This is a genomic window from Pseudoteredinibacter isoporae, from assembly GCF_040372805.1.
GTDB classification, from domain to species: Bacteria; Pseudomonadota; Gammaproteobacteria; order Pseudomonadales; family Cellvibrionaceae; genus Pseudoteredinibacter; species Pseudoteredinibacter isoporae_A.
Map to the genome: position 1 here is coordinate 121,243 of NZ_BAABWJ010000010.1, position 24,498 is coordinate 145,740.

Below are 24,498 nucleotides of genomic sequence, written 5' to 3' on the forward strand. Positions count from 1 at the left end.
AGGTGGCCGAACTATCCTATAGCCCTAAGGAGTGACTATGTCTCTGATCGCGACAACCCCCGAGCCGCCATACTATGCCGTTGTTTTCAGTTCTGTTCGAACCGAAGGTGATCAAGGTTACGGAAATATGGCAGACAGAATGCTGGAGTTAGCGAAGCAACAAGAGGGCTTTCTGGGTGTTGAATCCGCAAGAGAGGAACTGGGAATTACCGTATCCTATTGGATGGATTTGGATTCCATCAAACGTTGGAAACAAAATGCCGAGCATCTTGAGGCCCAGCGTCTGGGACATAAGCAGTGGTACTCAAGCTTTAAAACTCGAATTGCCAAGGTGGAGCGTGATTATGGTATATAACTCACTCTTCGGAAGCTTAGTGTAGAGCGATCCGTTTTCTTCGCTTAAGGACAAGTCTCAGTGGAAACTCCCACAGCTTTTGCACCACTTTCCAAGCGCATTGCGGCACTGTTGTTCGACAGTGTCTTTATGGCCTTTTATTTTGCGCTTACTTTACTGCTGATTCGTTCGCTTACTCTATCATCGGGAAAGCTTGAGAGCCTTTTAGTGATCGGTATTTGCCTTTCGATTGAGCCTTTTTTGCTTGCCTTCAGCGGTGCGACATTGGGACAGCACCTATTAAAAATAAAGGTTCGAAAGCTCGCTGAGGATGAAAAGCTTAGCCTGTTGCAGGCATACTGGCGTAGCGCCACAAAAATCGTATTTGGGTTTTTATCCCTCATTACAGTGTTGAGCAGCCGTCGGTATCAGGCTGTTCACGATATGTTGGTGTCGTCGATTGTGGTACTGACTCCTAAAGGTGTTTCGAAGGCTTCTTATCGTCTTAGTGAACGATCAGAACAAACGGAGTTATACGATTACCCACCCGCTTGGCGACGTATTGCCATGATGTTTGTCTACATTTTATTGCTGTTTATCGTTCTGTCGATTTCTACGTATTTTTCGTTCAGTGATGCTTGTCTGGATGACAATCGCTGCTCTTTACGGGAGGAAATGCTCAATTTCCTGTTGTCGACCAGTTTTTGGGTGGCGCTGTTTGTACTGGTAAGCCGCTGTTGGATCGGACGCATGCCTGGCTGTCGTAGAATACTCCGTGAGTAAAGATATATAAGTGTGCTTGGCGGGCTGGAATATTTTGATTAGTCTTGATGCATTCGAGAAAGTTTCTAAGGGGCCGCCGCCTTGTCTGAATATCGTTATATCATCATGTTCGTTTGTATTCTGGGTGCATTGTTCTTTTATTCGGCTGTCGCTTTACGTCCCTTCTCCTTGCTGTTCCTCATGATAGGTTTGGTATTTGAAGGGCTATTCTGGATGGCGTTATTTAAGCCTCGTTCACAGGGCAGAACTCGTAAAGAATGAGATCTCAGGTTGAAGGTGTGTTCTCGCAAAACCTAAGAGGCCAAAGCATGTGCTTTGACCTCTTAGGTTGACCTGATCTCTTTTGAGGAGCTGTCCGTGCTTACTGATTGCTAGGGAAAGAGAATTGAGCCGTCTCGCGAACCCCACCACTCGGCCAACGTTGGGTCACTGTTTTGCGCTTGGTGTAGAAGCGTACGGCGTCAGGGCCATAAGCGTGAAGGTCTCCGAATAGGGAACGTTTCCAACCGCCAAAGCTGTGGCATGCTACGGGTACGGGCAAAGGAACATTTACACCGACCATGCCGACTTTGATATTGTCGGTGAAATAGCGCGCCGCTTCGCCATCACGCGTAAAGATGCAGGTGCCGTTGCCAAATTCATGGGCATCGATCAAATCCATGGCCTCTTGCATGTTTTCGACACGAACCACACAAAGCACCGGGCCGAAGATTTCGTCCGTGTAAATGCTCATGTCGGCACTGACGTGATCGAACAATGTGCCGCCCAGGAAATATCCATCTTCATTGCCTTCAACCACCAGGCCTCGTCCATCGGCTACGACAGTGGCGCCAGCGGCTTCACCGGCATCAATGTAGCCTTTTACTTTTTCAAAATGTTGTTTGGTGATGAGGGGGCCCATATCGTTGCTGTTGTCGGTACCCGGACCGACTTTCAGAGTGTCCAGTTGTTGCTTCAGTTTGGCTACCAGAGCATCACCGGTGTCATTACCGACCGCTACAGCTACCGAGATGGCCATGCAACGTTCACCACATGAACCGTAAGCCGCGCCCATCAGAGCATTCACCGCGTTATCGAGATCAGCATCTGGCATGACAATGGCGTGGTTTTTCGCTCCGCCCAAGGCCTGAACGCGTTTGCCCGCACTATTGCCTTTGTTGTAAATATATTCTGCGATTGGCGTTGAACCGACAAAAGAAACGGCATGTACTTCTGGGGCTTCCAAAAGACTGTCGACAGCTTCTTTATCACCATTGACCACGTTGAAAACACCGTCGGGCAAGCCGGCTTCTTTCAGCAGTTCGGCGAGCAAGATGGCACAACTGGGGTCGCGTTCAGAGGGCTTCAGGATGAAGGTGTTGCCACAGGCAATCGCCATTGGGAACATCCACATTGGCACCATGGCTGGAAAGTTAAAGGGGGTAATCCCCGCAACCACACCCAGCGGTTGAAATTCACTCCAGGAATCAATTGCCGGGCCAACGTTTTTGCTGTGTTCACCCTTTAGTAACTCAGGCGCGCCGCAAGCGTACTCCACCACTTCGACGCCACGGATAAATTCTCCGTGAGCATCGTTCAATACTTTGCCGTGTTCTTCGGTAATCGCCGCGACAATTTTGTCGGCATTCGCTTCCAATAACTCTTTGTACTTGAACATAACGCGCGCACGCTTGAGAGGTGGCGTATTTCTCCAAGCCGGGTAAGCTGCTTGTGCTGCATCAATGGCTTGCCGCACAGTAGCCTGGCTCGCCAGGGCAACTTGCTTGCTGACTTTGCCTGTCGCCGGATTGAAAACATCCTGGCAGCGTTCGGTATCGGCAATGTATTCGCCGTTAATAAAATGTCCAACAGTGTTCATAGTCTCTTCCAAATTAGCTAAAAGGTTTGCTTAAGCACAAACCCGAAATTCGTAACGGTTTTACAGCGCATGAATTGATTCGCCCAGTGCATTCACTAAGCTGTCGATCTCTTCGGCTTCGGTCGTAAACGGCAAGCCCAATTGAATGGTGTCGCCGCCGTAGCGTACGTAGAAACCTTTTTCCCACATGCTCATGGCGACCTGGTAGGGGCGTAACAAGGGTTCACCGGGAGCGGCTTCAAAGGTCAGGCCGGCAGCAAAACCGTAATTGCGAATGTCGCTGACGTATTGGCAGCCTTTCAAACCATGAATAGCTTCTTCCAATAAGGGCGACAGGCTGGCAACACGCTGGGGCAGCTGTTCTTTTTCCAGGACATCCAAAGCGGCCAGAGCGGCGGCACAAGCAACGGGATGAGCAGAATAGGTGTAACCGTGAGGCAGTTCGAGGATGTACTCGGCACCAGCGGTCTCCATAAAGCAATCGTAGATTTCCTGCTTTACGGCAACGGCACCCATTGGGATGGCGCCATTGGTGAGTTGCTTCGCCATATTGATGATGTCGGGTTTGACCCCAAACGCTTCAGCGCCAGTGTTCGCTCCCATGCGGCCGAAGCCAGTAATAACTTCATCGAAAATCAGCAAGATGTCATGCTGGTCGCAGATTTCTCTTAAGCGCTGCAGATAGCCCTGTGGTGGTGGAATGACACCCGCAGAACCTGCTAACGGTTCCACAATAACCGCGGCGATGTTACTGGCATCATGCAGGGCGATCATTTCGATTAACTCATCTGCCAGATGGGCGCCTTGTTCGGGTTGCCCTTTATTAAAGCGATTTTCGACTGTCATGGTGTGCGACAAGTGGTCGGCATCGACTGCTGTGCCATACAGGGCGCGGTTGGCACCTATACCACCGACACTGATACCACCCCAGTTCACGCCGTGATAGCCCTTGGCGCGACCGATTAATTTGGTCTTGCTGGCTTGGCCGCGTTTTCGCCAATAAGCCCGAGCAATTTTTAGTGCTGTTTCGGTGGATTCAGAACCGGAACCGGTGAAAAAGACGCGGTTGATGCCGTCTGGCATAAACTCACCGATACGGTGGGCCAGTTCAAATGCTTTCGGGTGACCGAATTGGAAGGCGGGGGAATAATCCAGCTGTTTAACCTGCTGGGAGACCGCATCAGTAATTTCCTGTCGACTGTGGCCTAGGCCGGAAGTCCATAGCCCGGAAAGACCATCAAAGATCTTGCGGCCTTCGCTGTCATAGTAATAGTTGCCTTCAGCCGACACGATTAGGCGAGGGTCTTGTTTGAATTGGCGGTTCGCTGTGAAGGGCATCCAGTGGGCATCCAGCTGGGCCTGGCTCAAACCGGCTTTGGGGTCTTTATGGCTCATGGTTCACATCTCAATCTTGAACAGAGGGTAATTATTGAAATTGGCGCTAGTGTAGTGACTTACTAATGTTGTATAAATGCTACATATTGAACCTTTAGTGTGATGTTTATGAAACATAAAGTTAACCCCAGTGCACGTGCTACAAAGGCCCCAAAGGCCAGCCCTTTGGGGCAATTGAGCGATATCGACCTGCGCTTACTCAGGGTGTTTAAAAGCGTCGTGGAGGCGGGCGGGCTCAGTGCGGCAGAACTGGAACTTAATATCGGGCGCTCGACGATTTCTCGTCACCTGAAAGACCTTGAGATACGTCTGGGAATGAATCTGGCGAAACGGGGGCGTGGAGGGTTCGCGCTGACCGAGGAGGGAAGCAACATATATCGCGCGACTCTGAATTTACTGGGCTCCATCGAGAGCTTTCGCAATGAAGTGAATGGCATTCAGCAGAGTTTGACTGGCAAGCTCAGTATCGCTTTGTTCGACAAAACGGCTGGAAACCCTGCTTGCCATATTGATAAGGCTATCGCCCGCTATGTTTCGATGGCCCCGGAAGTTGCACTTGAGTTACACGTTGAACCGATCAATGTCATCGAAAAAGGTGTGATGGAAGGGCGTTTTCAATTAGGCGTAATTCCTGCCCACCGTGAGTCCAGCAGTTTGAATTATGTGCCTTTGTTCGATGAGCAGATGTACTTGTACTGTGGCAAAAATCATCCATTGTTTGATCAAGATGACACTGTGATTCGCAATAGTGAGGTGTTGCAATATCCCTATGCTGGTTTGGGTTACCACTCTCCGAATATGGAAGTGGGGCAGCGACTGTCCATGCAGCGCAGTGCAACGGCCTATGATCAGGAAGCGATTGTGCATCTGGTGCTATCAAATTGTTACCTCGGGTATTTGCCAGAACACTATGCCGCTCCTTGGGTCAGGCGAGGCGAGATGCGTGCGCTCGCCTGTGACGAATTTCAATATTTGTGTCAGTTTCTGGCCATCAGTCGAGTATCACCCAAGCCCTCGCGTATTCTGCAAGGTTTTATTGAATGCCTCGCAGCTGAGCATCCATTTGAATAATTCGTATTAACCTTGAAAAGATAAGACGGCGACTATGCAAGAGTATTTACAAGCGACTGAGTTTATTGAGAGCAATCACCCGGATGTATTGGCTTTTGTTGATCAACACATGAGTGGGGAAGACGAATTGTCAAAGGTATTGTCGTTGTACTATGCCGTGCGCGATCAAATTTTTTATGACCCCTTCACGGCGGACTTGAAAGAACAGGGGTTTAAAGCCAGTCACCTTTTGGAGGTGCAACGAGGTTGGTGTGTGCCTAAAGCTATTTTGTTAGCGGCGTGTTGTCGTGCCATTGGCGTGCCTGCGCGATTGGGCTTTGCGGATGTCACCAATCATTTGTCGACCGAAAAAATGCGACAAGCGATGGAAACCGATGTGTTTTATTGGCACGGTTATACCTCGATTTATTTGCAAGGCAAGTGGGTGAAAGCAACGCCGGCATTCAATATTGAATTGTGCACCAAGTTTGGCTTGAAGCCCCTTGAATTTAATGGCGTGGATGATTCTCTGTACCATGAGTTTGATCAAGCGGGGAACCGGCACATGGAATATCTCAATGAGCGCGGCGAATATGCAGACCTGCCTTATGATGAGTTAATTGCTGACTTCCATAAATACTATCCCAAAATGAGTGCGCTATACGGATTGAGCTTTGACGAGGAAGTGGCCTTAGAAGTGCAGTGAGGTAACGCTGGGATAAGACACACAAAAAAGGCCGCATATAGCGGCCTTTTTTGTGTGTGCTTGCATCTTTCGCTAAGCCTTAAAACTTTCCACGTTTTAAGCGAACTTCAATACACAGTCCGCCATTGGCATGGTTGTACGCACGAATCGAGCCATCGTGCAGTTCAACAGTGCGTTTACTGATGGCGAGGCCCAAGCCATAGCCGCCGCTGCTGCGAGCACGGGCTTCATCCGTGCGGAAGAATGGTTTAAAGATGTCGTCCAGATTTCCGGCAGGAACGCCACGGCCTTGATCGCGAACAGTAATTTTATAGTGCTTGTTGTTCGTGTCATCAAGCTCGACGGAAACGGTGGTATCTTTGGGTGTGTAGTGCAAGGCATTCCGCACAATATTTTCAAAAACACCAATCAGGCTGTTGCCGTGTGTGGCAACTAAGGCGTCCTGAATGGGGGTTTCCAAGGCGAGGGTTACGCCTTTTTCACTGGCGCCGCAGCGATATTCTTCGACCAGGGTTTCCAGCAGAATTTTCAAGTCAATGGTGTCGCACAATTCCCAGGCCGCTGTATCGGTCATCGGCATCGAGAGGATGTCGGAAATGATTTCATTCAGGTAATCGGCCGATTCTTTAATTTTCACCAGCTCTTTATCGATGTCTGAGCCACAGCAACGAGATTGGGCGATGGCCAACGCAAACTGTAAGCGTGCCAAGGGTGAGCGCAACTCGTGGGACACGTCTTTGATCAGGCGTTGCTGCTCCTGCATGGATTTATCCAAGCGGGCAGTCATATGGTCAAATTCGAGACTGAGCTCAGCGATTTCATCGCGGTTCTTCACTTTACAGGTCGTGAATTCCTGGGAGATGCGAACGCTCAAATCACCTGCGGCGATGCGGCGTGTTGCCTGACGCATAATGTCGATACCGCGGCTCATGCGCTTGGCGAGAATAAAACAAGCCGTACCGGAAATCAGAATGGAAATCAGCAGGGGTAGCCAGATGTTGTAAAAATACAGTTGCCACCACAGGCCAGTATCATCCGGTGTATCGTAGGTAATGATTTTTACCCAGTCACCGTCGGGCAACAACACCTGGCGACCAACATAGGAACTCCCGTCTTTGCTGAAATGGGCAAAGGGCTGTTCCGGACTCAGTTGATTCAAAATGCGTTGGCCCCCTGCGGGGATGGGCCGGTGCAGTAAATCTTCACCGTATTGATCAACAACGAATACCAGGCGAGTGGCGTTGTCCTGCATGGACTCCATGCCCGAACGGATATCGTCAAGGCTGTAGTTTACCGCCTCGCGGACCACCTCGCGCAGTAATCGCGCAGCGGCGGTTGTTTGTTCAATATCGGAATTGGAAGAGAGGTGCTTGTCAGGGCGTAAATCCAGCCAATGCGTGGCCAGACCGGTGCCCACAATCATTAAAATGGTGATGCACCAAAAACCGATAAACAGTTTAACGTAGACTTTGGTCATGACGAATCAGGCGTTGCTGAGCTTGCCGCTGACGGTCAGCATATAGCCAGCGCCACGGATATTGATGATCAGCTCTTTGGAAGCGCCTTTTTCAGCGAGCTTCTTGCGCAGATTACTTACATGGACATCAATGCTGCGGTCATAGGGGGTGAGTTTTCGGCCCAGGGCCTGTTCGGTCAGGGCTTCTTTACTGATGACCTGCCCGGAGGAGCGCATCAACAGTTCCAGAACGGTAAATTCGGCACCGGTCAGGGTAAGTGGTTTGTTGCTGTAGCTGGCAGAGTGAGCGCTGATTTGCAGCTCTAATTGATCGACGACAAGATGGTCACTGGGCTGTTCGGGCTGGGTCTGGTCGACACGACGCAAAATCGCGCGAATACGGGCGACCAGTTCGCGGGGATTGCAGGGTTTGGGCAGATAATCATCAGCGCCCATTTCCAGGCCCACAATGCGATCCACATCTTCACCCTTGGCGGTCAGCATTAATACTGGGGTTTGACAGTAATCACGCAGCTTGCGCAGAACCTCGAAGCCCGTATATATCGGCAGCATTACATCGAGAACGATCAAGTCAAAGCTACCTTCGGCCGTCGCGTCCAAAGCCGCTTGTCCGTCATGCACCATGGTGGTTTCAAAGCCTTCGGTGGATAAAAACTCACCTAATAGGGCGCAAAGCTCCTGATCATCGTCCACAAGTAACAGTTTTGCCATAGGGTTTTCCGCTATCGATCTAATCACAGGGCGCTAGTTTGCCTGACTCGTTCTGTGCCGTCAGTGCCTATTACTCTTCTTAACATAGCTCTTAACATTGTAAGGTCATAGAGCTACAAGCCGCATGGGGCTTGTATTCTGGCACATTGTATACAGTTTTAGAGGGTCTATTTTTGCCAAAACCTGGCGGCATTTCAGAGCCAATTGAGAGGGGTTTGCACCTAATGCTTTTAGCTGCCAAAATCCGCAGCTCGATTATTGGGGTCCGTTCGGGCTTCCAGCAGGGTAAACCCAGGAGATAGACATACATGACGGCAGCAATTGGCTTATTTTTCGGCAGTGATGAAGGTAATACCGAGGCCGTGGCATACCGTATCCAGCAGCGTTTGGGCGAGGAGTTTGTGGATGTTATGGATATTGCCGATGTCACCCAGCTGGAGTTTGCCGATTACGAGCGCATTGTTCTGGGAATCCCAACCTGGGACTTCGGGCAGATTCAGTCAGACTGGGAGGAATTCTGGGATGATGTGTCCGAGGTCGACTTCAGCAATAAGTGTGTTGCTCTGTTTGGCCTGGGCGATCAATTTGGCTACGGGGATTACTTTCTGGATGCGATGGGCATGTTGCACGATGTCGTCAAATCCAAGGGCGCTCAGATCATTGGGTACTGGCCAACAGAAGGTTATGACTTTGAGGCGTCCAAAGCCTTACTCCCTGAACAGAATTTGTTTATGGGGCTGGCCATTGATGAAGACCAGCAGGAAGAGATGACCGCTGCGCGTTTGAATCGATGGTGCGAGCAGATTGTGGCTGAGTTTGAGCTGGAGATTCCCGTCGAATCCTTGGACGACTGAGCTTGGAAACGCGTTCTGTCTGTTTATATCCACCGTTGGTACATGAGCGCCTGTTAAGCCTTTCTGAAAACGAATCATAATAGAGTCATAGAGTTGCTATGGCTTTATAAGATGGAACTCTGAAAGGAATCTGGCTTGCTAATACAGATTGGTGTCGCTAAGATTTAAACAATAATTCAAATTTGCCTCTGAGGCGTATTCCCATGCTAATTCCGGTGAAACAAGTGGCTGCCTGCCACAATTTCTATCTGCGTAGCGCCGCTGCTATGTGGGCCGGGTTTGCTCATACCCGCCGTAATCTGGAAATAGATTGCTGGCCTCCTGAATAGCTTACTTTTTCAAGCGCTACAACATTAGAAGGCCGAGCATTGATGCTCCGTCTTCGCCCTATCGTTTATAACGAGCCTTGAACTATGTTTGTGAATAAATCTTTCTCATTTTTTGGGCGTGAAGCCCTGCATATAATGCGCTTGGGCATTCCTTTAATGATTGCTCATGTCGCTATGGTTGGCCTGGAAGTCGTGGATACCATGATGGCTGGCCAGGTCAGCAGTACGGAACTGGCTGGCCTTGCCGTGGGTGCCAACATCTGGTTGGTTATCGAGCTGTTTATGGGAGGCTGGATCAGCGCAACCACGCCACGTTTTGCTCGCTTGAAAGGCGCAGGCAAACCGTCTGAAATTCGCCATGAAGCCCAACAGGCGATACTGATGGCGCTGGGCATCGGTACGCTGGCCATGTTACTGATCTGGTCCATCGTGCCGCTGCTGTCTCATCTGGGCACCAGCTCCGAGGTGACCGAGATTGCACAGTCTTATCTCTCAATTATTGCCTGGGGCATGCCTGCCAGCGGCGTCATTTGGGTGATGTTGTGTTTGTGTGAAGGCTGTGGCGATATTCGTTTTTCACTGGGCTCCAGCTTAATTGTGCTGGCATTGAACGCCGTACTGGATTACATCTTTGTGTTTGGTAAATTCGGCATGCCGGCTATGGGGGCGGTGGGCTGCGCGCTGACCACCCTGAGTATTTATTTTCTCTGGGCAATGATGGGCGTGGCGTATATTGAAACTGTGCCTGAATTCAAAGCGATGAAGGTGTTCCGAAGCTTACCGCGTTTGGATTTGCCGCGTTGGCGGGCCATTTTTATGTTGGGCTTGCCGATCAGTTTGTCGCTGCTTGCCGAAGAAGGTTTTTTCAGCGTGACAGCCTTGCTGATTGCGCCACTGGGGACTGATCCTCTGGGTGCGCACCAGATTACTTTGCAAATCGTGGCCTTGGTGTTGATGCTCAGTTTAGGATTGGGGCAGGCAACTTCGATTCGTTTATCCAGCAGCATTGGTTCTGGAAAACCACTGCTGGCTGCGCGGCAGGCAAAAGTCGGTTTAAGCATCTGCCTGTCCTATGCCTTTGTGTTTGGTTTGCTGATTGCTTGGCAGCCGGGAATGGTCATTTCGCTGTTTACGCAAGACAGTGGCATTGCGAATTTGTCACTGGCGATGTTGGTATTTGCGCCTATGTTTTTGTTGATCGATTCGGCGCAGGTGAGTGTTGCACAAATACTCAGGGGATTTGAAGACACCAAAGTGCCGATGATGTTTCAAGTGTTTGGCTATTGGTGCCTGGGCTTCCCTTTGGGTTACAGTTTAGGTGCCACGGATTATTGGGGCGAGAACTATGGCATTTACGGTTATTGGTCTGGCTTCCTGGCGGGCATTATCGTCAGTGCAATTCTGTTGAATATACGCTTACAAATTATGTTGAGGCGTTTGGTCGAACCTACCTCGCCTGAGCTGCTGCCGGATTAAAATTTCCGCCTGGCGCTGAATTGTGGGCATTGACTGACGATGATGATCCCGAAAGCAGTACGGAACCGGATTTTAATGGTATTTTGATCAGCGATATTTTTTCAGCTGATGGTTTATGCCGGTTTATGTCAATTCAGCTTTGGCCTTGTTAATGATCTTTTGGTGCAAATCTCGATAGTGTCGACTCTGTGTCTGTGCAGAGTTGACAATTTCAGCAAAAATCTCCTGGGCTCTTTCGTAGGAATGATTGGCGGATAAAAATTTCGCGAAATAATAGGCTGCGTCGGGGCCGCTGTAATAATTGTAGAGCGTTTCGTATTCGTGCTGGGCATCGGCGATTTTATCCAGTTTATCCAGCGATCGAGCATACAGCAGGTGGGCGTCCTGATGTTTGAATTCCGGATTCTTTTCAATCAGTTCATCGAGAATCTGTTTGGATCGTTCGGCATTACCGAGGCCGAATTCAGCGGTGGCCAAACCGAACATTATATTGGGGTCGTCGGACAGAGGGCCATTCAGACATTTTTCAAACAACTGCCTGGCTTCATCATGGAGTCCTTTCTCCAGACAGGCATTGGCCAGATTCATGGCGTTCTCGACGGTATCCGATTGTTGATAACGTGCGGAGGCCTCATTAATGCTCTTGTTGGGATTGAGCGCTTCTTTGACCTTACGGCTGGCTTTGCGACCCTGGCGGGTATTCCCCAGATCAGGGAGCACTTCAAGAACTAAGTAGGCGAGCATGCCCGCCACGGGTAACACCAAGACGATCCATATCCAGGTTGTACTGCGTCCGGTTTTAACAATATGCACAACAAACGCAAATTGAATAAGGACCGATAAAATGAGAAACACCATGCTTGAAACACTCCTTCGTTTGCAAAACGCCATTAAAAATCAGTAGGCGCAGGAATTCTATCGAACGTCGGTAGGATATTCACCTCAAAATGTAGGGATTTACCGTTGTGAAGACAGGGGATGAAAAAAATGGGAACTGGATCCGGAAATAAAAAGCAGCCTGAGTTCCATTCAAGCTGCAGGGCAAGTGCTTACTCTTCGATAACCGCGGTGGCTTCGATTTCGACCATCGCTTCGTCTTCCATCAATGCAACCACTTGAACCACGGCCATGGCTGGAAAATGGCGACCAAAGCATTCGCGATACGCGGCTCCGATGTCCTTCAGCGACGCCAGGTAGGCTTTCTTGTCGGTGATGTACCAAGTTAAACGGGTAATGTCGCTGGGTTTGGCACCGGCTTCGGCAAGTACTGCCACAATGTTTTTGAACGTTTGGTGCACCTGTTCGGCGAAATCGCCGCTGGGAAACTGCTCGTTTTCATCCCAGCCGATTAAACCACCCGTGAACACCATACGACCCTGGGCCGCAACGCCGTTGGCATAACCTTTCGGTTTAACCCAATTTTCTGGCTGTAAAAATTCCATACTGATACCTGCTTATAAAATAGTGCGAGCCTTAATGGCCTTCGTTCATGAGTGTTTGTTTGGCAATGATGAGTTTTTGCACTTCGGATGCACCTTCGTAAATGCGCAAGGCGCGTACTTCGCGGTACAACTCTTCGACGGGCATGCCTACCGTCACGCCCAGACCACCAAACAGTTGCACGGCGGTGTCGATGGCTTTTTGGGAAGCTTCCGTGGCATAAAGTTTGGCCATGGCCGCCTCACGGGTAACGCGTTCAGCGACGCAATCTTTGGTCCAGGCTGCGCGGTAAATCAGCAGCGCCGAGGCATCAATATCCAACGCCATCTCCGCCAATTGAGTTTGTACCAACTGCAAATCGGCCATAGGGGCACCAAACAATTCCCGGCTGGTGGTGCGATCAATGGCTTCATCCAATGCGCGGCGAGCGAAGCCGAGCGAGGCGGCGCCGACGGTGGAGCGGAAGACATCCAGTGTCGCCATGGAAATCTTGAAACCTTCGCCTTCATTGCCCAGGAGCTTGCTCTTGGGGATTTTGCAGTTCGTCATTGTCAGGCGCGCCAAGGGATGGGGGGCGCAGACTTGAATGCGTTCAGCAATTTCCAGACCTTCGGTGTCCGCGTCCAGAATCATGGCACTGATGCCTTTGGCGCCTGCGTCTCCGGTACGTGCAAACAACACGTAATAGTCCGCGATGCCGCCATTAGAAATGAACGTTTTCTCGCCGTTTACAATGTAGTGATCACCCGCATCCTCCGCGCCGGTGCTCATCGCAGCAACGTCGGAACCGGCATCGGGTTCGGTTAAAGCGAAGGCGGCAATCTTACGACCCTCACGAACAGCGCTCAGGTATTCCTGTTGCAGCGCGTCACTGCCAAACAAGCTGATAGAACCACTGCCCAGGCCTTGCATGGCGAAGGCGAAGTCGGCGAGGCCGGAATAACGACCGAGAGTTTCTCGAATCAAACACAGGGAGCGTACATCAAGCTTTTGGCCTTCGCTGCGCAGGGCGACGGCATAGTTCAGCCAGCCTCCTTCAGCGAGTTTTTGAACCAGTGCTTTACACTCATCGTCTACATCGGGCCCCGGATGCGGGTTACTGTCGATATTCTCAGCGGCCCAGGCGTCGAGAGTCTCGGCCAGTTCGCGATGTTTAGGCTCCAGAAAAGGCCAACTCAAATAGGATTTATCACTCATAATGCCTCTCCTCAGTTACCTTCGAATACGGGTTTTTCTTTTGCGACGAAGGCGTTGTAGGCGCGGGTAAAGTCTTCGGTTTGCATGCAAATCGCCTGGGCTTGTGCTTCGGCCTCAATGGCTTGATCGATGCTCATGTTCCATTCCTGATGCAACATGGTTTTGGTAATGCCGTGGGCGAAAGTGGGGCCCTGCAAAAGCGTGTGGGCCATATCTTCGGCGGTTTGCAGTACCTCTTCAGGTGCCACCAGGCGATTAAAGAACCCCCAACGTTCGCCTTCTTCGGCGCTCATCATACGGCCGGTATACAGCAAATCGGCGGCACGCCCCTGACCAATGATGCGTGGCAGAATGGCACAGGCACCCATATCACAACCGGCCAGGCCGACGCGGGTAAATAGAAATCCGGTTTTCGTGCGTTCGGTGCCGTAACGAAAATCTGAAGACATGGCAATGATTGCGCCAGCGCCTACACAAATGCCGTCAATGGCAGAAATGATGGGCTGCGGGCAAGCGCGCATGGCTTTTACGAGGTCACCGGTCATGCGAGTAAAGTCCAGTAGGCCGCGCATATCCATTTGGGTCAGAGGCCCAATGATGTCGTGCACATCCCCACCGGAACAGAAATTCTCACCGGCGCCGGTCATGACAACGGCTTTCACGTCATCGACGTACACCAGATCACGAAACAGATCACGTAACTCGGCATAGGATTGGAAAGTTAGTGGGTTCTTGCGGTCCGGAATATTCAGGGTAATGGTGGCCACGCCTTCGCTGTAGCTCCAAAGGAAATGCTCGGGCTGATATTGGCTGGGATCAAAGCGGTTGGCGTCTCGAATCATGATGGGCCCCTTGTTCTACTCGCTTGTTGTTTATTCTTTTGCGGTATAGCTACCGGCAAAATAAATTAATATGAAAGATATTTACAAGTAAAGTAATAGTTTGTATGGTTTTAATCAAGAGCTTGGGGCAAGATTGGTTGAATATGTCAATAAATGGGTCAAATTGGGCTCATATGCTCCTAAACAGTGGTTTGTTTACCTCTGCCGTTGCCTATGTAGGCAGATTCGCGGCGCCAACACAGTAGAAACGGAAATGAGTTTGGACAATAAACATATTGTAGTGACAGGTGCATCCAAGGGGATTGGTGCCGCTATTGTTGATGCTTTGGCTGCCCAAGGGGCCAGGTTGACGATTATGGGACGCAGTCTCGCGGGGCTGGAAAAGAAAGCCGAGGGTTTGAGCAAAGTTCAATGCGTGGCGGTGGATGTGATGGACCCAGAGGCTGTTGCCCAAGGTTTTGCCAAAGCCCGCGAAGGCTTTGGTCCGATCGATATACTGGTCAATAACGCGGGACAGGCCGCCACCGCGCCGTTTCACAAAATGGATAATGAAACCTGGCGTCAAATGATGGGGGTGAACCTCGACAGCGTTTTTTACTGTTGTCAAGAAGCGATAGCGGACATGCGTCCAGCCAAATCGGGTCGCATTATTAATATCGCCAGTACCGCCGCGTTAAAAGGCTACGGGTACGTTTCGGCCTATGTTGCGGCTAAACACGGGGTTTTGGGTTTAACACGAGCGTTGGCCCTGGAAACGGCGCAGCATGGCATTACCGTAAATGCGGTGTGTCCGGGTTACACGGAAACGGAATTGGTGCGCGATTCCATCCAGACCATTATGGATAAAACCGGTCGCAGTGAAGCAGAAGCCCGAGCGGAGCTGGCTAAGAGCAACCCTCAAGGCCGTTTGATTCAACCCGAGGAAGTGGCGGATACCGTATTGTGGTTATGCCAGGATGGCAGTGGATCGATCACCGGGCAAGCGATTGCGGTCGCCGGTGGCGAGGTGATGTAGTGCCCGAGCGGGAATATAAGCCCTTTTAATTTCCCGTGTTAGTTAACGGTTTGTTTGCATTAATATCTGCCCTGGCGCTTTATGCTGAGAAAGGCTTTGGGGGCGGAGATGCCCGAGAAGAGCTACAAAGGGTAGGTATCATTCCCCGTGGGCTCCTCTCGGCATGAAGATGGGTTTGACACTAAGCGCTCAATCGCGATTCTCTGGATTTAACTCCGCCAAAATATCAATTTCAAAGGTAAACACCAACTCCCCATATTGGTTGTAGGCCTCATTGCGGCTGCGAATAATGCCCCACTGACCGCGTACAATTTTGTCCAGCTTATCGGTGATTTCATAGGTGTATGTGAGAGTGTGTCCAGGTCGTACCGGCTTTAACCACTTCATATTCTGGAAGCCGACGCCAGCGCCGTTACGACGACCATCTCGCACAGCCGTTGCATAACGTTCCATGTAATTTACCATCAGCTTCATCCAAATAGCGCTGATGTGCCAACCCGAAGCGACAAGGCCACGATAACGTGTATCCAAAGCCGCTTCCGGGTCTGTGTGGTAGGGTTGAGGGGCGTAGCGTTTTCCGAAATCGATAATTTCTTTTTCGCCAAAGGTGTGGCTGCCAAAAACGTGAAATTCACCGACGGGGATATCTTCAAACCAGCGGCTGCGAAAGACCATTTGTTCAGTCATTGTGCACCTCGTCCTGATCCTGATAAGCAACCATGATCGGGCTGCTTAAATTCATCACACACTTTTCATCCTGATTGTAAACACTGATGTTACATAGGAGGTCGCCGTATTCCTGATGTTTGATTTTACTGTCGACCGTAATATCAGCGTAGAGTTGATCGTCGGCAAAAACCGGCTTCAACCAACGTAATTGTTCGACCCCTGGCGACCCTAAAGCCATGATTTTTTCCTGGTTCAAGGTATCCGCTAATAAACGCATCATCAGTGCGCAAACTTGCCAGCCACTTGCGCATAAGCCACCGAAGATGGATTCGTCGGCGGCTTCGCTGCTGAGGTGGAAAGGTTGTGGATCAAATTCTGCTGCGAACTCCAGAATGTCCTTTTTGAGGAGGGTGATTGGTCCGGCTCGGTAGCGTTGGCCAATGGGAATATCTTGCCAATATTGCATGCTTTGCTCTCGGTGTTGGCAGACTGTGTTCAGGTGTGGATTGGCTGTGAGTCCCATGGTTTAAGGGGGACGCTTTGCGAATTACTCAATTATGGACTAGCCTGAAGTGCACATGTTCTGCATATATGATTGTTTGGCGCTTACTATATCGGGGCGGCCGACAATTGGTCAATTGAACCTGAAAAGGGATTTTCTCAGCAAAATACACACTTAACGGATGAGATGGGTGGCTGAGGGACACCTGGATGTCAGCAGATCTGACGTCGGCATAATGGAGATGTGATGGGACTTTGGGCAAAGCTGAGTACATTATTTCATGAGAGAGAAGACGCCGCACCCGTCGACCGTCTTACGATGCCTGAAGAAAATGGCCCGTCCTTAACGACATGTTTACCCCTTCGGTGTGAAGACAATGGCCTGCCTGGCTTTACCCATGCTGAAGCTGAGCGGCAGTTTTTGTGCGCTTGGCTGAAAATCGACTCATCGAGTGATGTGTCTCCTGCGATACCTGGCCCGTTAAAGCAAAAGCTGCTGGATGAGCAATATCGTCAAGCAGCCGTACCTCGTTTGCCTGCTGTCTTGCCCAAATTGATGCGCACCCTGCGTGATTCAGAAGCGACGGCTCGCGATTGCATTGAGTTAATCAAGCAGGATGCGGCTTTGCTGGCCTCGGTTCTGCAGATCGCCAATAGCAGTTTTTATCGGCCCGGTGGGGGAGAGGCGCTGACGATTGAGCAAGCGGTGGTCAGCCTGGGTATCGAAGGCCTGCGTCGAGTTGTGTGCGCCGCATTGGTTAAACCGATCGCTAAACGCGCGGATGCTCACCGGGAAAATACTGGCGGTGATATTTGGCAGTATAGTCTGCGTACTGCACTGGCAGCCGAAGCGCTGGCGCAGGTTCGTGGTTTGGATACCTTTGTGGCCTATTTGCTTGGGCTCTGCCAGGGCCTCGGCTACACAACGCTCTACAATGAGTTTGTAAAATACTGGCGCGAACAAAAACGCACTCCAAACAATATTTTGATTGCTCGAGCTTGCCTGATTTTTGGCAATGAGTTGAGCGCTGAAATTGTTTCAGACTGGCCAATGCCCTCGGCGTTGGGACAACGCTTAATGGACTTCAGTGATTCAGTGAAAGTTTCAAGTAAGGGCGAGATGATCGAGCCGTGTGCCTACGTTGCACTCCTGCAAGAAGCGGTTTACATCAGTCGATTGTACGCTTTAGAACAGCAGGGTTTACTGGCCGATACTCTCTGGGATCAGTTGTGTGAAAGCGACAGTCTACCTTCGGGGCTGTTGGGCCAGTTGTCCGAGAGCGCATTCTGATTTCATTTTCCTGTCTTATAACACATTCGATTTTCTCGTCGTTTATACCGCCATAGGTATGATTCAGTGGCAGTTAAGACTAATGGCTCTAGCATCGCTTCAAGTGCTATATAAGATGAGCTTTGCTCACCGGTATCCTCCATTCTAAAAGGGTAGCGGCCACCAGGAAACGATACTCATAGGAAAGAAAATATGAAAACATTGATGACAACACTATTGGCGGTGCTGGCGCTGTCGCTCAGCTCTTTGGGTTACAGCAAGGATTGTAAAGGCCAGAGCCAATCGGCCTGCGGCAAAAGCGGCAGCTGTAGCTGGGTGGACGGATATCAGCGAAAGGACGGAAAAAAAGTAAAAGGATACTGTCGAGTCAGCGCTGGGAAAGCCAAGAATTCACTTTCTGCAAAAAGTAAATCTGCAGAGAAAAAAGCGAAATCCAGTGCATCCAAAGCAAAAGCTAAAACCAAAGCTAAGGCTAAGAAAAAATCCAAAAGCAAAACTTCCAAATCACAAAGCAGCCAATAAAGTGAATCGATTGTCTTAGCTTTTAAGGCGCTCCAGTGTACCCAGAAACCTGGAGCGTCTTAACGATGACTCAGTCTGGTTATTATTCGTAATCGATTGCAACAATATAAAAAACTTCTTCGCCTTCGGGCTTTCGCAGAATCACTTCATCATCTAATGTCTTGCCCAGCATTGCTTTGGCAAGTGGTGAGTCCATACTCAGCTTGCTTTCGGCGACATTGAATTCGTCGGGGCCAACGATGCGAAATCGTTGCTCTTCGCCTTCTTCATCTTCTAAGGTGACCCAAGCCCCGAAAAACACCTTGTCCCGCTCGGCGGGGGCTCGGTCAACAATGGTCAGTTCGTCGAGACGTTTACTTAGGAATCGGACGCGTCGATCAATTTCACGAAGACGACGTTTGCCGTAGATGTAATCACCGTTCTCTGAACGATCACCATTCTTCGCGGCTTCATGAACCACATTGGTGACCTCCGGGCGTTCGACTTTCCACAGATGACTGAGTTCGGCTTGCAAGGCATCGGCACCTTCGCGAGTAATATACGGAGAGCCTTTGCGACTAGGGGGACGCCAACGACCCATCAACAGGCCTCCAGATTTAAAATGTTCACTGCGTTGATGGATGCTGGTTGGAGTTCATGGGCGTCAAAGTCGAACAGACGGCTGTAGAAATACAACTCGCCTTCGAGCGATGCCACAATTGCCTCGGCACCTCGAAAACCATGACCTTCGCCCTCAAATGGCACATAGGCGACGGGCACTTTTTTATTGTCCAGTGCTTTGAGCATCGCTTCTGCTTGATTGGGCGGGACGACTTTGTCTTCCAGTCCTTGGAAAAAAATGGCCGGGCAATTCAACTTTTCGACATGATGAATTGGTGAGCGCTGCTGGTATATCTCTTGAGCATCAGGGTATGGGCCAACAATGGAATCGAGATAGCGCGCCTCGAATTTGTGGGTGTCTCGCGCGAGAGTTTCCAGGTCGCCAATGCCATAGTGGCTGGCACCAGCAGCAAAGGTATTGGAAAAGGTCAGGGCCGCGAGCACTGTGTAACCGCCTGCGCTGCCACCTTTGATGCAGAGACGTTGGGGATCGGCCAGACCTTTGTCGACCAGATATTGTGCGCCGGCGCAAACGTCTTCTACATCCTTAATGCCCCACTGTCCTTTGAGGCTGTCACGATACGGTCGCCCGTAACCCGTGCTGCCACGATAGTTGATATCAAACACGGCAAAGCCGCGGCTGGTCCAAAACTGAATTTTTACACTCAGTGCGGTTTCAGTGGCGCCGGTTGGGCCGCCATGACACAACACGATTAGCGGTGCTTTCTCACCAGGCATTGCTTGATATTGCGGGTTGCAGGGGGCGTAATAAAAACCGTGAGCGGTTTCACCACCTGCGGCGAAGCTCAAGGGCTGTGGTGTTGAGATGTAGTCTGGATTCAGTTCGATGCTACTGCTGCTGCAAACCGAAGTGATGTTTTGCTTGTGCCATTGGCAAAGTTGGCTGGCCGATTGGCTGTTGGCTGCAAAAAACAATGCACGTCCTTCCGCGCATTGGATCATGGAAATGTCATCGTATGGGCTTTCGATGGGGCGCAGTGTTTTTTGCTCGATGTCCAGCTCGGCGAATTGCCAACGGCCATTCTGTGTGTAGCAACAGGCCAGGGTCTCGTTGTCTAAAAAGCCATAACAGCTCATGCCGAATACCCATTGAGGAGTAGCAAATTCAGCATTCATTGGTTGCAGGGCTTCCAGGCTCTGTTGCTCGAAGCAATAGCGATAAAGGTTCCACCAATCGTTGCAATCGGAAACGAAATACAGATTGCCATCAGGCCCGAAGCTGGGTTGGAAAATGGATTCCTGTCGAGCGTGTAAATCTGAAGATGCGAGCGCCGACATTCTCTGTTGATTGCCGGCATTTCCTTGGGCATCGAGCTGCACGACATAACATTCTGTCGCGTCCCAAGGCATATTGGGATGGTGCCAGCAAAGGTAGCTCAGACGTTTCCCGTCGGGACTCAGGCATGGATTTGAATAAAAATCCGCACCACTGAAGAGCGTCTCAAGCGTAGCTTTTGAGGCTTGATGAAAACGGATGCCCACAATCATATTAGTGGGTTCATTTCCTTCGGCACAAGCGGCGTGATCTTCAGCAACGGCTATCAGGCGCTGTCGGCTTGCGTCCCAAATCAGGTCGGCAAAGCGAACGTGTTCAAGCTCCGTTATTCTCGTGATAGTTTTATCGCCCAAGTTTAAACGATAAATGTCCTGATCTTTCGCGTTGACAAAAAAGGCAGCATCTTCAGTGAGGCAATAGCTGGCGCCTCCGTATTCGTGGCAGCTCGAGCGAACACTGTAGGGCTGAGGACTCAAATCTTCACGTTGCGCGGGATTGTTCTGGGGAGCACGAACCAGCACAGAACGTCCTTTCTCCTGGGGGCGGCCTTCAAGCCAATAATTATAGTCCTGATAAATACGGGGCTCGCTGAGGCGAACGCTGTCAGCCACGAGCAGTGATGCAGAAATTGGGGAGGCCCAGCTGCCAGAGGGGGCGGCGGTTTTATGGTTTGAACTTGTCATAAGGTTTCTATTGTATTCTCAATATGGGCGTTGTTGGTTTGCGCATTTCTAAATCGCAGAGTGCCAAATAATGGATCTGATCAAGCACGGAATGGATAAAATTGTACCTCGTCATTCAGGCTTTATCACTGTTCGCTTTTGCCTTGTCATAGGGCTTTAGGGTTTAATGCCTGCACGAGGTTCCCTGTAGAGGGTGCCTCGATTTTAAATACACTTTTAACAGCAATTGTATATGCCAAAGAGCTCTGAACTACAATCTATTGCCGATCATTGCCTGCTCCGCATTCGGGCCTTACTGCCGGATGGGTGGGGTAATCATGGCTCACTGATTGTGGCGTATTCTGGTGGTTTGGATTCCACTGTCTTGTTGCATGCTATGGCGTATCTCTGGAGCGCTGGAGCGTTGGGTAACAGACGGCTTAAGGCCGTGCACGTCAATCATGGTTTGTCGGTGCAGGCTGATGAATGGCAGGCGCACTGTAAAGAGCAGGCCGAGTCGTTGGGCGTGGAATTTCACAGTGCCACACTGACTGTGGACAAAGCCCTTCCCAATGACGCCGGGGGGCTGGAAGCGGCGGCGAGAAAAGGTCGTTACCTAGCGTTTGAACGATTGATGGGTGAGGGGGATGTGTTGCTCCAGGCGCATCACCAAAACGATCAGGCGGAAACCTTATTGCTCAGGTTAATGCGTGGGGCTGGGCCAAAAGGGCTTTCGGGTATGCCTGCCTGCCGTGCGCTGGCAAAGGGGCAGCTTGTTCGACCAATGTTGGATCTCAAGCGCGAACAGCTGCAACGCTGTGCCGAGGAGGTGTCCCTAAGCTGGGTGGACGATCCCAGCAATCAAGATATTCGGATCGAACGCAATTATCTGCGCCAGGACATCTTGCCGCTTTTGGAAACACGTTGGCCGGGCTTTGCCGAACGTTGGGCGGCGACGGCGGATCTCTGTCGGCAAAATGAGGAGCAACTTGCAACGTATCAAGCACAGGAGTTGGATCGCTGTGACTGGCGCTCGGAGCGTTTGGGCAGCAGCTTGTGTCTGTCAACATTGCGGACCTTCCCGGAACATTCTCAGATAGGATTGATCCGCTCAGCCTTATCCCGCCTTGGGCTGGCCATGCCCAGTCGGGCCCAGCTTGCGGAGTTGAGGACTCAGATTCTGGGGGCGGTTCGTGAGGACAGTGAGGCGATGGTGCATACCGGTGCCTGCAGCTTTGCTGCCCATAAGGGCCGCCTATTCTGCTGGCCACAACAGGCTTTGTCCGAAGGGTGGCCCGAGGTCTGGCAATCGGGTCAAGCGCTGAGGCAGGGGAATGGTTGGGAATTGCTCGCCCATGAGGTGGACCAGACCGAGCCGGGTGTTTGGTTGGCACCGGAACTGGAGCTGAGAGGGCGTGAGGCCTTTAAGCGAGCTCAACCCACCTGGCGTCAGCACTCCCAGAGCACCAAGAAACTCCTGCAGGAGCAGGGTCTGGAGCCCTGGTTGCGCAAGCATATACCGTTTATCGCCTACGATGGCCAGCTTCTGGCGGTCGGTGATTTGTGGATCGAGAAGGCAGGCATTGACCATTGTCGCGGGGTGCCAGGGGCACGTTATTGCCAGCTGAGCTGGCGCCATCACGGACGCAATAATGCCCCTAAATCCCCCTAAGTCATCAATTGAGTCTACCGGTCTTTTCTGGTAATCTGGCGTCCCATCTTGAGAGCGTTCTTGAAACCCGAAATAAACATGTATTGACCCTGGCCAAATCACCGGGGACTCATGTCTATTGCCGTTTTAAAAGCGATTCTCCATCCACTACTTCAATACTGACTGCAAACATCAGGGCTTTTGCATGACGCGTTTTATATTTGTTACTGGCGGGGTTGTCTCTTCATTAGGTAAGGGCATTGCCTCGGCGTCTCTGGCTGCCATTCTCGAAGCTCGTGGCCTGAGCGTGACCATTCTCAAGTTGGATCCTTACATCAACGTAGACCCGGGCACAATGAGCCCCTTCCAGCACGGTGAGGTTTACGTGACGGAAGACGGTGCCGAGACGGATCTCGACCTGGGCCACTATGAGCGTTTTATTCGCGGGCGTATGAGCAAGCGTAATAATTTCACCACTGGCCGCGTGTACGAGACGGTTCTGAAAAAAGAACGTCGCGGCGACTATCAAGGCGGGACGGTTCAGGTTATTCCCCATATCACCGATGAAATCAAGCGTCGGGTGATGGAAGGCGGTAAAGACGTCGATGTCGCTTTGGTGGAAATTGGTGGTACCGTGGGTGACATCGAATCCCAGCCATTTCTGGAAGCGGTACGCCAGTTGAAGGTTGAGTTGGGCAGTAATCGTGCGCAGCTCGTACACCTGACATTGGTGCCTTATATTGCGACGGCTGGCGAAACCAAAACCAAGCCTACCCAGCACTCGGTAAAAGAACTACGCACCATTGGCTTGCAGCCTGATGTATTGCTGTGCCGTTCCGAACAGATGATTGATCAGGATTCCTGCCGCAAGATTGCGTTGTTCACGAATGTGGAAGAACGCGCGGTTGTACCTCTGCCCGACGCCGATACAATCTACAGCATCCCAGGCTTATTAAAATCCCAGGGGCTGGACAATATTATTCTGGAAAAATTTGGTTTGGCGGATCAGCCAGAAGCCGATTTATCCGAGTGGGATAAAGTGGTCGATGGCAAGTTGAACCCCGAGCGCCGTGTTACCGTTGCGATGGTGGGCAAATATATGGATCTGCTGGATGCCTATAAGTCGTTGAATGAGTCTCTCGAACACGCTGGTATCCACACTCGCACCAAAGTGCATGTGAATTACATCAACGCCGAAGACGTTGAAGAGCAAGGCTTGGGCCTGCTGGATGGTGCCGATGCGATTCTGGTGCCCGGCGGCTTTGGCGAGCGCGGCCTGGAAGGCAAATTGATGGCGGTACGCCATGCACGTGAAAACAACATTCCTTATCTGGGGATTTGCCTGGGTATGCAATCGGTGGTGATTGAGTTTGCTCGTAATGTTCTGGGCCTGAAAAAAGCCAACAGCACCGAGTTTGATCCCAGCACTCCAGATCCTGTGGTGGGTCTGATTACCGAATGGATTAACGAAGAAGGTTCTGTCGAGCGTCGTGATGAAAATTCCGATTTGGGCGGTACCATGCGTCTGGGTGGTCAGGAATGCCGCCTGGAAAAATCGTCAAAAGTGGCTGAGATTTACGGCAGCGAGTTGGTTGTAGAGCGTCATCGTCACCGCTTTGAAGTAAACAATAATTACGTAGAGCGCTTGCAGAACGCCGGCCTGAAAATTGGTGGTTGGTCTGCGGATGATGAATTAGTCGAAGTGGTTGAGATCGAAGATCATCCCTGGTTTGTGGCGTGTCAGTTCCACCCTGAATTCACCTCGACACCTCGCGATGGCCACCCCTTGTTCACCAGTTATATTCAGGCGGCCAATAAAGCGGCAGGCAATAAATAAG

Annotated in this window: 23 protein-coding genes; 11 read left to right on the plus strand and 12 right to left on the minus strand. The window is 50.9% G+C overall.

Annotation, left to right across the window (positions count from 1 at the left end):
• Nucleotides 1-37 precede the first annotated feature (37 nt).
• Both ABWW03_RS17195 and ABWW03_RS17200 read left to right on the plus strand, forming a co-directional pair.
• The gene (locus ABWW03_RS17195; RefSeq protein ID WP_353410400.1) at nt 38-355 is read left to right on the plus strand and encodes an antibiotic biosynthesis monooxygenase family protein; all 318 of its coding nucleotides are present in this window, start codon (nt 38-40) and stop codon (nt 353-355) included.
• Between the two features lie 60 nt (nt 356-415).
• Nucleotides 416-1,117, plus strand: a complete 702-nt coding sequence (locus tag ABWW03_RS17200; protein WP_353410401.1) for an RDD family protein — start codon at nt 416-418, stop codon at nt 1,115-1,117.
• A 361-nt stretch (nt 1,118-1,478) separates the two neighbouring features.
• Here the strand turns inward: ABWW03_RS17200 and ABWW03_RS17205 are convergent, their stop codons facing one another.
• The gene (locus tag ABWW03_RS17205; RefSeq protein WP_353410402.1) at nt 1,479-2,975 is read right to left on the minus strand and encodes a CoA-acylating methylmalonate-semialdehyde dehydrogenase; all 1,497 of its coding nucleotides are present in this window, start codon (nt 2,973-2,975) and stop codon (nt 1,479-1,481) included.
• A 60-nt stretch (nt 2,976-3,035) separates the two neighbouring features.
• Nucleotides 3,036-4,370 carry an aspartate aminotransferase family protein gene (locus ABWW03_RS17210; RefSeq protein ID WP_353410403.1) on the minus strand — a complete coding sequence of 445 codons (1,335 nt, stop codon included), beginning with the start codon at nt 4,368-4,370 and terminating at the stop codon, nt 3,036-3,038.
• Between the two features lie 108 nt (nt 4,371-4,478).
• Between ABWW03_RS17210 and ABWW03_RS17215 the strand changes: the two genes are divergently transcribed.
• Both ABWW03_RS17215 and ABWW03_RS17220 read left to right on the plus strand, forming a co-directional pair.
• The gene (locus ABWW03_RS17215) at nt 4,479-5,441 is read left to right on the plus strand and encodes a LysR family transcriptional regulator (protein ID WP_353410405.1); all 963 of its coding nucleotides are present in this window, start codon (nt 4,479-4,481) and stop codon (nt 5,439-5,441) included.
• Between the two features lie 34 nt (nt 5,442-5,475).
• Nucleotides 5,476-6,126, plus strand: a complete 651-nt coding sequence (locus tag ABWW03_RS17220; protein WP_353410407.1) for a transglutaminase-like domain-containing protein — start codon at nt 5,476-5,478, stop codon at nt 6,124-6,126.
• Between the two features lie 79 nt (nt 6,127-6,205).
• On the opposite strand, the gene ABWW03_RS17225 is transcribed toward ABWW03_RS17220, so the two are convergent.
• Entirely contained in the window at nt 6,206-7,603 is a 1,398-nt protein-coding gene (locus ABWW03_RS17225) for an ATP-binding protein (RefSeq protein ID WP_353410409.1), read from the minus strand.
• 6 nt (nt 7,604-7,609) lie between these two features.
• Entirely contained in the window at nt 7,610-8,314 is a 705-nt protein-coding gene (locus tag ABWW03_RS17230) for a response regulator transcription factor (protein WP_353410411.1), read from the minus strand.
• Between the two features lie 308 nt (nt 8,315-8,622).
• On the opposite strand from ABWW03_RS17230, the gene fldB reads away from it, so the two are divergent.
• Together fldB and ABWW03_RS17240 are read left to right on the plus strand one after the other, a co-directional pair.
• Nucleotides 8,623-9,168 carry a flavodoxin FldB gene (gene fldB, locus ABWW03_RS17235; RefSeq protein ID WP_353410413.1) on the plus strand — a complete coding sequence of 182 codons (546 nt, stop codon included), beginning with the start codon at nt 8,623-8,625 and terminating at the stop codon, nt 9,166-9,168.
• A 413-nt stretch (nt 9,169-9,581) separates the two neighbouring features.
• Entirely contained in the window at nt 9,582-10,973 is a 1,392-nt protein-coding gene (locus ABWW03_RS17240) for an MATE family efflux transporter (protein WP_353410415.1), read from the plus strand.
• Nucleotides 10,974-11,096: 123 nt separating this feature from the next.
• On the opposite strand, the gene ABWW03_RS17245 is transcribed toward ABWW03_RS17240, so the two are convergent.
• The 4 genes from ABWW03_RS17245 to ABWW03_RS17260 form a co-directional block, all read right to left on the minus strand.
• On the minus strand, nt 11,097-11,831 hold the full coding sequence (locus ABWW03_RS17245; protein ID WP_353410417.1) for a tetratricopeptide repeat protein: 735 nt from the start codon (nt 11,829-11,831) through the stop codon (nt 11,097-11,099).
• 191 nt (nt 11,832-12,022) lie between these two features.
• Nucleotides 12,023-12,415, minus strand: a complete 393-nt coding sequence (locus tag ABWW03_RS17250; protein WP_353410419.1) for a RidA family protein — start codon at nt 12,413-12,415, stop codon at nt 12,023-12,025.
• A gap of 31 nt (nt 12,416-12,446) precedes the next feature.
• Complete coding sequence (locus tag ABWW03_RS17255; protein ID WP_353410421.1) at nt 12,447-13,610, minus strand: acyl-CoA dehydrogenase family protein; 1,164 nt, start codon at nt 13,608-13,610, stop codon at nt 12,447-12,449.
• A gap of 11 nt (nt 13,611-13,621) precedes the next feature.
• The gene (locus ABWW03_RS17260) at nt 13,622-14,452 is read right to left on the minus strand and encodes an enoyl-CoA hydratase family protein (RefSeq protein WP_353410423.1); all 831 of its coding nucleotides are present in this window, start codon (nt 14,450-14,452) and stop codon (nt 13,622-13,624) included.
• A gap of 253 nt (nt 14,453-14,705) precedes the next feature.
• Between ABWW03_RS17260 and ABWW03_RS17265 the strand changes: the two genes are divergently transcribed.
• Nucleotides 14,706-15,467, plus strand: coding sequence for an SDR family NAD(P)-dependent oxidoreductase (locus ABWW03_RS17265; protein ID WP_353410425.1), 762 nt, complete (start codon nt 14,706-14,708; stop codon nt 15,465-15,467).
• A gap of 189 nt (nt 15,468-15,656) precedes the next feature.
• Here ABWW03_RS17265 and ABWW03_RS17270 read toward each other — a convergent pair whose 3' ends face one another.
• Both ABWW03_RS17270 and ABWW03_RS17275 read right to left on the minus strand, forming a co-directional pair.
• Nucleotides 15,657-16,154: a MaoC/PaaZ C-terminal domain-containing protein gene (locus tag ABWW03_RS17270; RefSeq protein WP_353410427.1), complete on the minus strand. Its 498-nt coding sequence runs from the start codon at nt 16,152-16,154 to the stop codon at nt 15,657-15,659.
• Entirely contained in the window at nt 16,147-16,602 is a 456-nt protein-coding gene (locus ABWW03_RS17275) for a MaoC/PaaZ C-terminal domain-containing protein (protein WP_353410429.1), read from the minus strand. Before ABWW03_RS17275 ends, ABWW03_RS17270 begins: the two co-directional genes overlap by 8 nt.
• A 282-nt stretch (nt 16,603-16,884) precedes the next feature.
• On the opposite strand from ABWW03_RS17275, the gene ABWW03_RS17280 reads away from it, so the two are divergent.
• Complete coding sequence (locus ABWW03_RS17280) at nt 16,885-17,928, plus strand: HDOD domain-containing protein (protein WP_353410431.1); 1,044 nt, start codon at nt 16,885-16,887, stop codon at nt 17,926-17,928.
• Nucleotides 17,929-18,120: 192 nt separating this feature from the next.
• On the plus strand, nt 18,121-18,450 hold the full coding sequence (locus ABWW03_RS17285; protein WP_353410434.1) for a hypothetical protein: 330 nt from the start codon (nt 18,121-18,123) through the stop codon (nt 18,448-18,450).
• An 82-nt stretch (nt 18,451-18,532) separates the two neighbouring features.
• Here ABWW03_RS17285 and greB read toward each other — a convergent pair whose 3' ends face one another.
• Nucleotides 18,533-19,030 carry a transcription elongation factor GreB gene (gene greB, locus ABWW03_RS17290; RefSeq protein ID WP_353410436.1) on the minus strand — a complete coding sequence of 166 codons (498 nt, stop codon included), beginning with the start codon at nt 19,028-19,030 and terminating at the stop codon, nt 18,533-18,535.
• Nucleotides 19,030-21,030 (minus strand): S9 family peptidase, encoded by a 2,001-nt coding sequence (locus ABWW03_RS17295; RefSeq protein WP_353410438.1) that lies wholly within the window; start codon nt 21,028-21,030, stop codon nt 19,030-19,032. The genes greB and ABWW03_RS17295 overlap by 1 nt, the downstream gene beginning before the upstream one ends.
• A 232-nt stretch (nt 21,031-21,262) precedes the next feature.
• Between ABWW03_RS17295 and tilS the strand changes: the two genes are divergently transcribed.
• Both tilS and ABWW03_RS17305 read left to right on the plus strand, forming a co-directional pair.
• The gene (gene tilS, locus ABWW03_RS17300; RefSeq protein ID WP_353410440.1) at nt 21,263-22,681 is read left to right on the plus strand and encodes a tRNA lysidine(34) synthetase TilS; all 1,419 of its coding nucleotides are present in this window, start codon (nt 21,263-21,265) and stop codon (nt 22,679-22,681) included.
• Between the two features lie 184 nt (nt 22,682-22,865).
• Nucleotides 22,866-24,497: a CTP synthase gene (locus tag ABWW03_RS17305; protein ID WP_353410442.1), complete on the plus strand. Its 1,632-nt coding sequence runs from the start codon at nt 22,866-22,868 to the stop codon at nt 24,495-24,497.
• The last annotated feature ends 1 nt before the right edge of the window (nt 24,498 follow it).